At 70.4% G+C, this 12392-nt stretch carries 12 protein-coding genes; 9 read left to right on the top strand and 3 right to left on the bottom strand.

The window, feature by feature from the left end; genetic code table 11:
• On the bottom strand, positions 1-663 hold the full coding sequence (locus HD557_RS04015) for a helix-turn-helix transcriptional regulator (protein ID WP_008361193.1): 663 nt from the start codon (positions 661-663) through the stop codon (positions 1-3).
• 370 nt (positions 664-1033) lie between these two features.
• On the opposite strand from HD557_RS04015, the gene HD557_RS04020 reads away from it, so the two are divergent.
• From HD557_RS04020 to HD557_RS04040, 5 genes are all read left to right on the top strand, one after another.
• Positions 1034-2026, top strand: coding sequence for a sensor histidine kinase (locus HD557_RS04020; protein WP_040756018.1), 993 nt, complete (start codon positions 1034-1036; stop codon positions 2024-2026).
• The gene (locus tag HD557_RS04025; protein WP_008361195.1) at positions 2007-2699 is read left to right on the top strand and encodes a response regulator; all 693 of its coding nucleotides are present in this window, start codon (positions 2007-2009) and stop codon (positions 2697-2699) included. The genes HD557_RS04020 and HD557_RS04025 overlap by 20 nt, the downstream gene beginning before the upstream one ends.
• A gap of 140 nt (positions 2700-2839) precedes the next feature.
• A complete protein-coding gene (locus HD557_RS04030; RefSeq protein WP_008361197.1) occupies positions 2840-4186 on the top strand; it encodes an exopolysaccharide biosynthesis polyprenyl glycosylphosphotransferase in 1347 nt (448 codons plus the stop codon).
• An 82-nt stretch (positions 4187-4268) separates the two neighbouring features.
• Positions 4269-6341: a protein kinase domain-containing protein gene (locus HD557_RS04035; RefSeq protein WP_269210630.1), complete on the top strand. Its 2073-nt coding sequence runs from the start codon at positions 4269-4271 to the stop codon at positions 6339-6341.
• A 10-nt stretch (positions 6342-6351) separates the two neighbouring features.
• Positions 6352-7158 (top strand): 3'(2'),5'-bisphosphate nucleotidase CysQ, encoded by an 807-nt coding sequence (locus HD557_RS04040; RefSeq protein ID WP_307785531.1) that lies wholly within the window; start codon positions 6352-6354, stop codon positions 7156-7158.
• A 472-nt stretch (positions 7159-7630) separates the two neighbouring features.
• On the opposite strand, the gene HD557_RS04045 is transcribed toward HD557_RS04040, so the two are convergent.
• A complete protein-coding gene (locus tag HD557_RS04045) occupies positions 7631-8116 on the bottom strand; it encodes an SRPBCC family protein (protein WP_008361205.1) in 486 nt (161 codons plus the stop codon).
• Between the two features lie 30 nt (positions 8117-8146).
• Here HD557_RS04045 and HD557_RS04050 point away from each other — a divergent pair, with 30 nt between their 5' ends.
• On the top strand, positions 8147-8887 hold the full coding sequence (locus HD557_RS04050; RefSeq protein WP_307785532.1) for a dienelactone hydrolase family protein: 741 nt from the start codon (positions 8147-8149) through the stop codon (positions 8885-8887).
• Positions 8887-9384, top strand: a complete 498-nt coding sequence (locus tag HD557_RS04055) for a gluconokinase (protein ID WP_196872884.1) — start codon at positions 8887-8889, stop codon at positions 9382-9384. The genes HD557_RS04050 and HD557_RS04055 overlap by 1 nt, the downstream gene beginning before the upstream one ends.
• Positions 9385-9523: 139 nt before the next feature.
• Here HD557_RS04055 and HD557_RS04060 read toward each other — a convergent pair whose 3' ends face one another.
• On the bottom strand, positions 9524-10423 hold the full coding sequence (locus HD557_RS04060; RefSeq protein ID WP_196872885.1) for a crotonase/enoyl-CoA hydratase family protein: 900 nt from the start codon (positions 10421-10423) through the stop codon (positions 9524-9526).
• A gap of 140 nt (positions 10424-10563) precedes the next feature.
• Here HD557_RS04060 and HD557_RS04065 point away from each other — a divergent pair, with 140 nt between their 5' ends.
• Complete coding sequence (locus HD557_RS04065) at positions 10564-11706, top strand: sensor histidine kinase (RefSeq protein ID WP_196872886.1); 1143 nt, start codon at positions 10564-10566, stop codon at positions 11704-11706.
• Positions 11703-12380, top strand: coding sequence for a response regulator (locus HD557_RS04070; protein WP_196872887.1), 678 nt, complete (start codon positions 11703-11705; stop codon positions 12378-12380). Before HD557_RS04065 ends, HD557_RS04070 begins: the two co-directional genes overlap by 4 nt.
• The last annotated feature ends 12 nt before the right edge of the window (positions 12381-12392 follow it).

The following is a 12392-nucleotide window of genomic DNA, read 5'->3' on the forward strand; positions in this document are numbered from 1 at the left end:
TCAGCTCCTGGGCGGCCGCAGAAACCGGTCGTACGCCGCGACCGCGGCCAGTTGCGAGCCGACGCCGAACTTGCGCAGGATCGACTTCACCTGGGTCCGCACCGTCGTCTGTGCCACCCCGAAGCGGTCCGCGATCTGGGCGACGGGCGTGCCGGCGTAGAGCAGCTCGAGCACCTCGTGCTCGCGTGCGGTCAGCGAGCCGACGAGGCGGCGCATCCGTGCCAGCCCGTCCCGCATCAGGTGCCACTGCGCGACCAGACCCTCGACCTCCGCCGGGGAGTGCCCCTGGCGGCCTTCCGCGGCGTCGCGCAGGGAGTCCTCGATCCTGTCCGAGTCGGTGTCGGCGGGCAGCACCTCCACCGCGCCGGCCTCGATCAGCGCACCCCACAGCCCGCCGCGCGGAGCGGTGGTGAGCGCGACCCCCGGCAGGCGTACGCCACGCACGAGCGCGCACACCCGGTCGAGCTGCGCCCACTCGTCGATGTCGGTGACCACCAGCCAGGCGGCGGGGTCACCGACGAGGAGCTCGGCCGGGTCGGCGTCGGTGGCAGCGGTCGCCGTCACGATGATGCCGCGCTCGTCGAGCGTGACCCTCACCGCGTCGATGGTCATCGTCTCGTCGGCCGAGACGGCGACCCTGAGTCGTACGGTCGAGCCTGCCATGTCTGGTGCGCCGTTCGGTCGTCTCGGGGGCCCTGCCAGATATCCCTGGGGGTATCAGTAGTCTGGTGGGTCACAGCCAGGGATCAGAAACCTGTTCTACAGTGCCCCAAGTTTGGGGATGACCTGGGACAACGCTTCCCGCACTGTAGATTGCGGACGACCTCGGAAATCTTTGACTCCTCAATTCTCGGTATTGCCCCGAAATGCGGTCGCGCGGCGATAACGTGCTGATTACGTTTCCTTCAGCGAAGGAATCGGTCACAACATTCAAATTGGGACGGCCCGACAACTCGGGCTGGGGGAGAAGGGCCCGACAACGGCCCGCTTCGGGGACTCACACCTCACTGGCCGACCCGTCATGGGGAGCAGTATGTCTACGTCCATTTTCAAGCGGATCAACTCGGGCTGGCTAGGCACCGCCTACGCAACCACGACTGCCGTCTTCATCGGCGTCCAGAGCTTTCTCATCGCCGTCCTCCAGGGCCCCTGGGTCTCCTTCCACTCCCACGGAGCGGTCCTCTGGATCCTCCTCACGGTGATCGTCGTCGCCACCTCGCTGGCGGCATCCGCGGGCCTGGTGCACGGCGCCGTACGCATCTACCGGCGCGTGTGCGCTGCGGAGGCGAAGGCGGCCGACGAGATCTACCTCGACCTGCTCAGCGCGCGGGAGACGCAGCGTCTCCAGCGGGCCCGGATGCACGAGGTGACCTCGACCCTCGCCGGCGTCCGCTCGGCCAGCGAGCTGCTGTGCAACTCCGAGACGCTCGACCCCGAGCGCCGGGTAGCGATGCTGACCATGATGGGCAGCGAGCTCAGGCGTCTGGAGCGTCTCGTCCGGGCACAGCGCGGCGGCGCCGACACGATGCCGGTCGACAACGGCGTGATCGACGTCGACGCGGTGATCCACAACCTCGCCCTGGCCCACGAGGCCAGTGGCACCACGGTCGTCCACCATCGCAGCAACGCGCTCGCCACCGGCAGCTCGGACGCGGCGGCGGAGATCGTCAACATTCTTCTCGACAACGCGGCCAAGCACGGCTCCGGCGCTGTCGAGGTCGTGGTCCGGCACGAGCCGGGCGAGTCGGGCCAGATGGTCGTGATCGAGGTCTCCGACGACGGTGCCGGGGTGGCCCCCGAGGTGCGCGACCGGATCTTCGAGTGGGGTGTCCGTGGCCCGGACTCGGCCGGCCAGGGGATCGGGCTCAACGAAGCCTGCACCCTCGCCGAGCGGATGGGCGGATCGCTCCGCCTCGCCGCCTCGGACCGTACGACCTTCGTGGTCACCCTTCCCAGTGCAGTGATCGAACGCTCCGAGGTCGGAGCAGAGAACGAAGGTGCCTCCGATGGCGTTGTCGCCGCGTAGCCAGTACCGAGTCGTCATCGTCGAGGACCACGTCCTCTTCGCCGAGTCGCTCGAGCTCGCCGTCTCGATGGAGGGTTACGACGTACGCCGCATCCCGATGCCCAGCGAGCCCGTCTCCACCGCCACGATGGTCTCCGTCGTGCTCCGCAACAAGCCGAAGGTCGTGCTCCTCGACCTCGACCTCGGGCGCTACGGCGACGGCGTACGCCTCATCGAGCCGCTCGCCAAGGCCGGCGTCGACGTGGTCGTCGTGACGGGCGCGATCGAGGAGGCGCGCTGGGGGCAGGCGCTGCGCAACGGTGCCCGCACGGTGCTGTCCAAGTCCCGCCCGCTCGGCGAGATCCTGGGCACCGTCAGGCGGCTCTACCAGGGCGCCTGCGTGCTCGCGGTCAGCGACCGCGAGCGGCTGATCAGGATCTGGTTCGAGCGCCAGCACGAGGTCGCCGAGCTGAGCCGCCGCATCGAGCTGCTCACCAAGCGTGAGTCGCAGGTGCTCGGCCACCTGATGCTCGGCCGCACCGTCCACGAGATCGCCGTCATCGGCGTCGTCTCCGAGGCGACCGTGCGTACGCAGGTGAAGTCGATCCTGGCCAAGCTCCAGGTGACCTCCCAGATCGCCGCGGTCGGTCTCGCGCACCGTCTCGGCTGGCGATCGCCGCAGTCGCTGGAGTGACTCAACTGGTCTGGACCAGTGGGTTCCGGTTCCCTCATTTGGTCTAACCGGACCCCCATCGGCCCCCAACGATCGCTTCCGTCCCGCATTGTTCTGGCATGAAGTAGCGTTCGGGCGCCCAGCAGCCATGGGGGAGATGAATGACGATAGAGCTGGCGTCGGTGGAGACAGTAGTCCCGCTCGACATCAACCGCCGGAGGGTGTCCGCCAAGGCACCCTCCCTTCGGTTGCAGGCCTCGATGCTCGACGGGCTGGCATTGATGGTCCTGGCGCCGCTTCTCGTGGGACAGGAGATCGCCAACGCGCTGGCGTGGGGGCTGGTCTGGGGTCTGGCCACCAGGATCACCGCGCCGAAGATCCTGCCCGGTGCTGAGCGCCTGCGGGCGACGGTCTCGGGGGTCTTCAAGGCGTTCATGGCGATGAGCATGGCCACCTGGCTGCTGGGTGCGGTGGTCGAGCTGCCGCAGGCGCAGCTGGTCGTGCAGACGATCCTCGGGCTGGTGACCGCGCTCGCGTTCCGGGTGGTCGGCTACATCTTCAGCTCCCGGCCGCGCAACCCGCTGCGGGTCGTCGTGGTCGAGGCCGCCCATGACCACGGGGCGATCCCGGAGTGGACCCACCGGCTCAGCGGCGGCCTGATGGAGGCGGCGGCGGTCTGCCGCGCCGACGGGCTCTCCGGCGCGATCGCTTCGGTCGCACCCGATGCCGTGCTGGTCGTTCCCGGGCCCGACCTCGCCGGCCGCGAGATCCAGCGGCTGGCCTGGACGAGCGAGTCCTTCGGGCTCCCGCTGCTGGTCAGCACCCGGATGCAGGACGTCACCCCGCAGCGTACGGCCTCGATGCGGCTCGGCTCGATGACCCTTCTCTACGTCGACGAGGCCCTGCGGGCCCGGCTGACCCGGGTCGCCAAGTACGTGTGGGAGTGGCTGGCCGCGGTGGCCGCCGTCGCCGTGCTCCTCCCGGTGTTCCTGGTCATGGCGGTCGTGATCAAGCTCGACTCGCAGGGGCCGGTCTTCTTCCGGCAGGTGCGCGTGGGCCGCAACGGCAAGCAGTTCCGGATCTGGAAGTTCCGCACCATGGTCGTCGACGCGGAGTCGCTGCTCCGCACCCTCGACCACCGGCCGGGACACGTGCTCTTCAAGCTCCGCGCTGACCCGCGGGTGACCCGGGTGGGGCGGGTGCTGCGGAAGTACTCCCTCGACGAGCTGCCCCAGCTGTTCAACATCGTGCTGGGCCAGATGTCGCTGGTGGGGCCGAGGCCTGGACTGCCCAGCGAGGTGGCGATGTACGATCGGGACGGCCATCGCCGACTCGCGGTTGCTCCCGGTCTGACCGGGCTGTGGCAGGTCTCGGGGCGTTCGGACCTCTCCTGGGAGGACACGGTCAGGCTCGACCTGGACTACGTCGACAACTGGACACTTCTGCGGGACTTCGGGATCGTCGTTCGTACGGTTAAAGCCGTTGTGCGTGGCTCTGGCGCCTACTAGTGAGTGTCCCCTAAACTCCCAGGCCGTTGTGTGAGCAACCCAACACGAATGAACAACTGGATCCTCGACGGGAACGTCCCCCATGCAAACCTCCCCCCACCCCAAGATTGCCGGCCGTTATGAGCTGCACCGCCTGATCGGGCGAGGCGGTATGGGCGAGGTATGGCAGGCCATGGACCTCACCCTGCAACGGTGGGTCGCGGTCAAGGTCGTGAGGACGTCGGCCGACCCGACCATGATCGAGCGGTTCCGTCGGGAGTCGCTCTCGACCGCGGCCGCCAGCCACCCCGGGACCGTGCAGGTCCACGACGCCGGGATCGAGCGCACCGGCAACGGGCCGATGGCCTTCCTCGTCATGGAGCTCCTGACCGGTCCCGACCTCGGCGAACGCCTGCGCTCGCACGGCCCGCTGGTCGCCCGGGAGGCCGGCGAGGTCATCGTCCAGGCCGCGCGTACGCTCGCCGCGGTCCACGGCCAGGGGATCGTCCACCGCGACATCAAGCCGTCCAACCTCGTCTACGACAGCGACCGCCGGATCCGGATCGTCGACTTCGGGATCGCCCAGCTCGCTCGGCTGGGCGACCAGCGGCTGACCTCCACCCACGACGTCGTCGGGAGCCTCGGCTACCTCTCGCCCGAGCGCGGCTCGGGTGGCGAGGTCGGCCCGCCGAGCGACATCTACTCGCTGGGCTGTGTCTTCTACGAGATGCTCACCGGGCGCACCCCCTACTCCGGCGGCGCCCCGGCGACGATGGTCTACCAGCACGCCACCGCGCCCATCCCGCGGGTCAGCGACACCGTCCAGGTGCCGGGGATCATCGACGACCTGGTCGCGATGATGATGGCCAAGGAGCCCGAGCGCCGGCCGAGGGCGCAGGACGTCGTCGCGGTGCTCACCGGCTCGGGTCCGCTGCCGGTCTTCGACGCGCAGGCGCCCAGGTCGCGCGCGACCCATGCGTCCGGCCCGATCAGCACCTCCGGTGCCTTCGAGGCGTACGCCGGCAGCGGCTCGTTCCCGGCCGCGGGCGCCACCGGGTCGACCGGTGGGTTCGCGAAGATCGGCGCGAGCGGTCCGATCCCGACCGGCGGGGCCCGGGCGGCAGAGCGCGCCGGCGGTGGTCGCCGGGTGCTGAGCATCCTGCTGGCGGTCGCGCTCGTCGGTGTGGCCGTCGGCGGTTGGGCGACGTTCGCCGCCTTCCAGAACACCTCGGAGACGGGCCGTGCGGCCGCGCTGAGCGAGTCGCTCCCGGAGACCATCGAGCTCGCCGTCGACGTGATCTTCGAGCGGGACGCGCTGCAGCCGGTCGCGCAGGCGCCGGTCAACGTACGCTCCACCTACCTGCACACCACCGACGTCGCGGTCGAGGAGTGGCAGACCGCCTCGGCCGAGATCGACGTCGACGGCGACGCCGAGCTGCGCGCGCTCCGCCACGACATCACCGAGGTGCTCGACGACTTCGAGCTCTACCGGGTCGAGATGCAGGAGGGCGACAAGGCCAGCCAGGACGCCGCCCGCGAGGTCTACACCGGGCTGGCGAGCAACCTGCTGATGCTCGCGGCGCAGCTGCCGGAGCTGGAGGACGACGAGACCGCCGACCAGATCCGCAACCTCAGCAACCTGACGGCAGCAGCCGAGGCGTTCAGCATCGAGCGCGAGCTCATGGTCGTGGCGCTGTCGGAGAACGAGATCAGCACCAAGTCGGTCAAGGACCTCACCGACGCCGAGGCCGCGTGGGTGAAGGCCTCCTCGGCGTTCTACTCGGGTGCCTCGCCGGAGCTGCAGGCCGAGCTCGACCGGGTCTCCGACGGCACCTTCGACAAGGGCTCGGGCGCGATGATGGCGCAGCGTACGGTCCGCGACGTCGCCGCCAAGGGCACCATCGAGGGAGTCGCCAAGGAGATGCGGGCGGCGTCGAAGGGGGAGCCGATCGTACGCACCTGGTCCGACGGCGCCGTGGAATACATCCAGAGCCTTCGCGAGGTCATCGTGAAGTCGACCGAGACCATGGCCGACGCGGTCACCGACGAGCACGAGCAGGCCAAGACCGGGCTGATCCTGCGCTCGGTGCTGACCGGGGTCGCGCTGGTCGCCGCGATCGGGCTCGGCTTGGGCCTATATCGGGCTCAGTACAGGTCCGGGCGCCGGTCTCGCTAGAGTGCCGCGGGTGACCTTCGAAGCTGGTGTGCCCACTCCCGAGACCCTCGCCTCCGACCACCTGCTGGCCGCCTGGCTGGCCGAGACCGCCGGCCGCCGGCTGCTCGAGGTGCGCGCCACCTCAGGGCTCGAGGGCAAGGAGCTCAAGGACGCCGGTGACCTGGCGGCCCACGAGCTGCTGATGGAGCTCGTCGCCGAATACCGTCCGGAGGACGCGGTCCTGTCCGAGGAGGGCAAGGACTCCAAGGAGCGGCTCACCAAGGACCGGGTGTGGATCATCGACCCGCTCGACGGTACCCGTGAGTTCTCCGAGCCGCCGCGCGACGACTGGGCCGTGCACGTGGCGCTGTGGGGCTCCTCCAACGGCGGTGAGCTGATCGCGGGTGCGGTCGCGCAGCCGGCGCTCGCGGACGCGTCCGTGCAGAGCACCTTCCACACCGGTGCCGCTCCGGTCGTCCCGCCGTCGACCGCGACCCGCCCCCGGATCGCGGTCTCCCGCAGCCGCCCGCCGGCGTTCGTCGAGGCGCTGGCCGAGGAGCTCGGCGCCGAGCTGGTGCCGATGGGATCCGCCGGTGTGAAGATGATGTCGGTCGTGCGCGACATCTCCGATGCGTACGTCCACGCGGGTGGGCAGTACGAGTGGGACTCCGCTGCGCCTGTGGCCGTTGCTGCCGCTGCCGGGCTGTTCACGTCTCGGATCGACGGCTCGCCGTTGCGCTACAACCAGGACGACGTCTACCTGCCTGATGTCATCGTGTGCCGGCCTGAGCTCTCCGAGCAGATTCTTTCGTTCATCAAGCGGCACGGGGTGGAGTGACGCGGCTTCGGCCGTCTTGGTTCGCCGCGGGTTCGCGACTGTGTTTTCGTCGGCTGTGGGCCGCCGACCCTGTCCTCGAGTGTTTCTCGACCTGCCCCGGAGTCAAGGACGGCCTGCGGCCGCCGGCTGACGCCGGTCGCCTTCGGCGATCCTTGACACCGGACCATGTCGAGAAAGATTTGGCTGGCTATCAGGGGCGGCGGCCCTAGTGTGGCCGGGAGACAGTCGCTCCTCGGGAGGTAGACGCTCCACGGTGAACGAAAATTCGTTCACCGCCAATCAGCCCAGCTCCTCCAGCTGAAAGAGAATTTTCTTTCACGGACTCAGCCACCCTGGGGGCCCGGTCGCAACGCAGTGAACGAAAATTCGTTCACCCCGGATCCCAAGCCCCTACCCAACCCACATCACCGCGGCAACACCAACCACAAAACACACCAACCCGCCGGCGTGCCAATCAAGAGCCAAGCAAAGCTCAGGCGCCGACCAACAGCTCCTCGAGCGCCTCCAGACTCTGCCGCGCGTACCCCTTCCACATCCACCCGAACACGGGCATCGCGAGCGAGGCGGCGGACGAGGTGGGGGTGACGTCCCAGGACCAGGTGACCCGGGTGCCGGTGCCGGCCGGGGCGAAGGACCAGCGGCCGGCGACGTGGCCGACCAGCAGCTTGAGCGGGCCCGAGAGCGGCGTGATCTCGTAGGTGAACGACGACGGGGCGTCGATGCCGGTCAGGGTCTCGCGCATCGTCGCGCCGTCGGAGAGGACGATGGTGCGGGTCTCGCCGACGGAGTCCCAACCGCCGGCCTGGTCACGGACCTCGGCGATCGGGCCGATCGCGGCGTACCGGTGGCCGAAGATCTGGGGCAGCGGGGCGGGGAGGACGCGGGCGAGGGCGGTCTCGTAGGCGACCGGGACCGCTCGGGAGGACTCGAGGTGCAGCGCATCAAGGTGCTGGGTCATGACTACGAGCATGGCAGTAGCGTGATCGGCGTGGTTGAACAGATCGAGATCCAGACGCCCGACGGCACCGCCGAGGCCTACCTTGCCCGGCACGGGAGCGCACCGAAGGGTGGCGTGCTCGTCTACATGGACGCCATCGGCCTGCGGCCGCGGCTGGCCGAGATGATCGAGCGGGTCGCGTCCTGGGGCTACGTCGTGCTCGCGCCCCACGTGTTCTACCGCGACGGCGGCGTGGCCGAGCTGGCGCCGACCGCCGACCTCCGCGAGCCGGCGGCGCGGGACGCGTTCTTCGCGAACGGTGCGATGGCCCGGGTGCGGGGCCTCACCGTGGACCGGCTGGCGCTCGACATCCCGGCGTACGTCCAGACCCTCCAGACGTACGTCACCGGCCCGCTCGCGACCCACGGCTACTGCATGGGGGCGCGGATCGCAGTGCGGACCGCGGGGCGGTTCCCCGACGAGTTCGTCGCGGTCGGCGGGTTCCACGGCGGTGGGCTGGTGACCGCGGACGAGGACTCGCCGCACACCTGCATCGCCGGGACGCAGGCGGAGTACTACTTCGGGCACGCCGACCACGACCGCTCGATGACACCGGAGAACGTCGCCGACCTCGGCCGGGCGCTCGAGGACGCCGGGGTGGCCCACACCAACCTCATCTACCCCGACGCTCCGCACGGCTACACGATGGCGGACACGTCCTCCTACCAGGAGGCGGGAACGAAGCGACACTTCACCGACCTCGAGCTCCTCTACGCCCGTACGATGGCCTGATGGCGAAACCGGTGCTGGTCGTGATGGGTGTCTCGGGTTCGGGGAAGTCGACCATCGGCGCGGCGATCGCGGGCAGGCTGCGGGTGCCGTTCGAGGACGCCGACGACCTGCATCCGCCGGCGAACATCGAGAAGATGACCGCCGGGGTCCCGCTGGACGACGACGACCGCTACCCGTGGCTGGAGGCCGTGGGGGAGTGGCTCGCCAGGCACGAGGAGCGTGGCGGCGTGATGAGCTGCTCGGCGCTGAAGCGGAAGTACCGCGACCAGCTCCGCCGGCACAGCCCGGAGGTGACCTTCCTCCACCTGGAGGGCACCCGCGAGGTGATCGCCAGCCGCCAGGCGAGCCGGCCGGGCCACTTCATGCCGGCCTCGCTCCTGGACAGCCAGTTCCGCACGCTGGAGCCGCTCGAGCCCGACGAGGCCGGGATCGCCATCGACGTCGACCAGCCGGTCGACGCGATCGTCGAGGAGTACGCACGCCGGGTCGGCGCCTAGCACCGAGAGGCGGCCGACACGCGCCCATCTCGGGTTAGGCGTTGCGTGCCGGCCGCGGCCACACCCGGGTGAGGGACCAGCGGGCGGGCCCACTTTCGACGGTAACGCAGGATCCCCCGGCACAACAGGGGGTTCGCGGCTATCGCTGCAGGTCAGAGCGTAAAAAGACGTCCGGGACCTCGGAGCCTTTCGCGGTGAACTCCGGGGCTCGCTTCTCCAGGAACGCCGCGACCCCCTCCTTGCCGTCGCCGATCGAGGCGTAGAACATCGCCAGGGAGTCGCTCAGGTGCGCCTCGAGCGGGTGACGCGCGGAGGCGTTGCGGGTGATCAGCTGGCGCACGAGCGCCGTGCCGACCGGCGACCGGTTCTGGGTGAACCTCCGGGCCAGCTCGAAGGCGGCGGGCAGCAGCTCGTCGGGCAGGTGGATGCTGCGGACCAGGCCACCGTCGAGGGCCTGGTCGGGATCGAGGATCTCCGCGGTGTAGAGCCATTCCAGGGCCCGGGGCACGCCCACCACGCGCGGCAGGAAGTAGGACGAGCAGGCCTCGGGGACGATGCCGAGCTTGCCGAAGACGAAGCCGATCTTCGCCTTGGAGGAGGCCAGGCGCGCGTCCATCGCGCACAGCATCGTGGCGCCGATCCCGACCGCCGGGCCGTTGACCGCGGCGATCACCGGCTTGGGGAGCGCGTGGATGGCCAGGGTGACCTTGCCACCGGTGTCGCGTACGCCCTCGGCGTACTCGGGGTGCTTGGCCGGGTCGGCGAGGTGCTCGGCGAGCTTCTCGGGGGTCGGGTGCAGCGACTCGTCGAGGCCGAAGACGTTGCCCTCGGCCGAGAGGTCCATCCCCGCGCAGAACGCCCGCCCCGCGCCGGTCACGATCACCGCGCGCACCTCGTCGGCCATCGCGTCGGTCGTGAACACCTCCTCCAGCTCGCGTGCCATCGTCACCGTGAACGAGTTGAGCGCGTCCGGTCGGTTCAGAGTCAGGAGCGCGATGCCGTCGGCGTCCACGTCGAAGGTCAGGGTCTCGTAAGCCATGGGTCACAGTCTGCACCGGTGGTCGAGCTTGTCGAGACCCCCTGCCCGGGGATTGGTTCTGTTCGGCCGCGGACGGGTCGGGTTCACCTACTGTCGAAAGTCGGTACAGCCCGGGCAGGGCGGCAACTACCGTGGGGAGCGTGAGTCTGCTGCGCCGGCCCCGGGTCTGGGAGTCGATCCTTTCGGGACTGCTGGTCGTCGCGGTCGCCGCCGAGCACCTCTACATGAGCGGCGCCGGCCATCCGCAGTGGTCGGGCTGGTCGGCCGTGGCGGGCGTCGTCGGTGTCGCGCTCGCGATGTGGCTGCGGCGCAGGCACCCGGCGGTCGCGGTGGCACTGGTGTGCGTCCTGGTCGGCGGCACGGTGGTGGCCAACGACGGCTGGATACTGATCAGCTACGTCGCGTTCGCGGCCCTGGTGAGCTTCCTCGTCGGCAGATGGGCCGACCGAGCCTGGCCGTCGGTGGCCGTGGTGGGCGTCGCCGTGGTGACGCTGACCGTGCTCGACGCCGCCGTCAACGGCGGTGGTGTGCAGGTGGCGATGGCCGGCAACATGATCATCTTCATGGCGCTGCCGTGGCTCAGCGGCCGCTACCTGCGCCAGGTCGCCCGCCACCACTCGACCGAGATCGAGCAGGCCCAGCTCACCGAGCGGGCCCGGATCGCCCAGGAGATGCACGACTCCCTGGGCCACGAGCTCAGTCTGATCGCGCTGCGCGCCGGTGCGCTCGAGGTGGCGCCGGGACTCTCCGCGGCCCACCAGAAGGCGGCCGGCGACATCCGGGAGGCCGCCGCCGGGGCCACCGAGCGACTCGGTGAGATCGTCGGCGTCCTCCGTCCTGCCGCCGAGGAGGCTCCTCTGACCCCCGCCGCGACCGGGATCGCCGGCCTGGTCGAGCGCGCTCGTGAGTCGGGGATGGACGTACGCCTGGTGGGCTCGCTCACCGAGGGCACCGCCCCGGTGCGGGACGCCGCTGCGCACCGGATCGTGCAGGAGGCGCTCACCAACGCCGCCCGGCACGCTCCGGGGTCGTCGGTGACGGTCTCGGTGGAGGAGCGTGAACCCGATGGCGTACGCCTCTCGGTGAGCAACGGCCGAGCGACGCTTCCGCCGCGGGCAGGAGCGACGACCGGGTTGGGTCTGGCGGGGCTCGACGAGGCGGCGCGGGCCGCCGGTGGCACGCTGCGCCACGGCCCGGTCCAGGGCGGAGGCTTCGAGGTCGTCGCCGACCTGCCCGCCCGCGCCGACCGCCGAAGCGTCGAGCGGCGCGAGGTGGCGCGTTGATCCGGGTCCTGCTCGCCGACGACGAGGCGATGGTCAGAGCCGGCGTACGCGCGATCCTGGAGACCGACGAGGCGATCGAGGTGGTCGCGGAGGCGGCCGACGGGCGCGAGGCTGTCGAGGCTGCCCAGCGCCACCGGCCCGACGTGGCGCTGCTCGACGTCAGGATGCCGCGGATGGACGGGCTGGCGGCCGCGGCCGAGATCGCCCGGACCGCCCCTGAGACCGCGCGGGTCATGCTGACCACCTTCTCAGAGGACGCCTACATCGCCCGGGCGCTGGGCGACGGTGCGAGCGGGTTCCTGCTCAAGTCGGGAGACCCGCGCGAGCTGCTCGCGGGCGTGCACGCGGTCGCCGAAGGCGCCGCCTTCCTCTCCCCGCGGGTGGCCCAGCGGGTCATCGCCGAGCTCGGCGCCGGGGCCGGCGACCGGATGTCGCGGGCAGCCGACGCGCGGGCCAAGGTCGCCGCCCTCACCGCCCGCGAGCGCGACGTGATGGCGCTGGTCGGCGCCGGGCTCTCCAACGCCGAGATCGGCCGCCGGCTCCATGTCGTGGAGGGCACCGTGAAGGCCTATCTGAGCAGCGCCTTCGGTCGTCTCGACGTACGCAACCGGGTGCAGGCAGCGGTCCTCGCCCACGAGGCAGGGCTCGTGAGCGAGGACCAAGCGCGCCGGTGATCGAGCTTGTCG

Source organism: Nocardioides luteus, from assembly GCF_015752315.1.
Lineage (GTDB): Bacteria > Actinomycetota > Actinomycetes > Propionibacteriales > Nocardioidaceae > Nocardioides.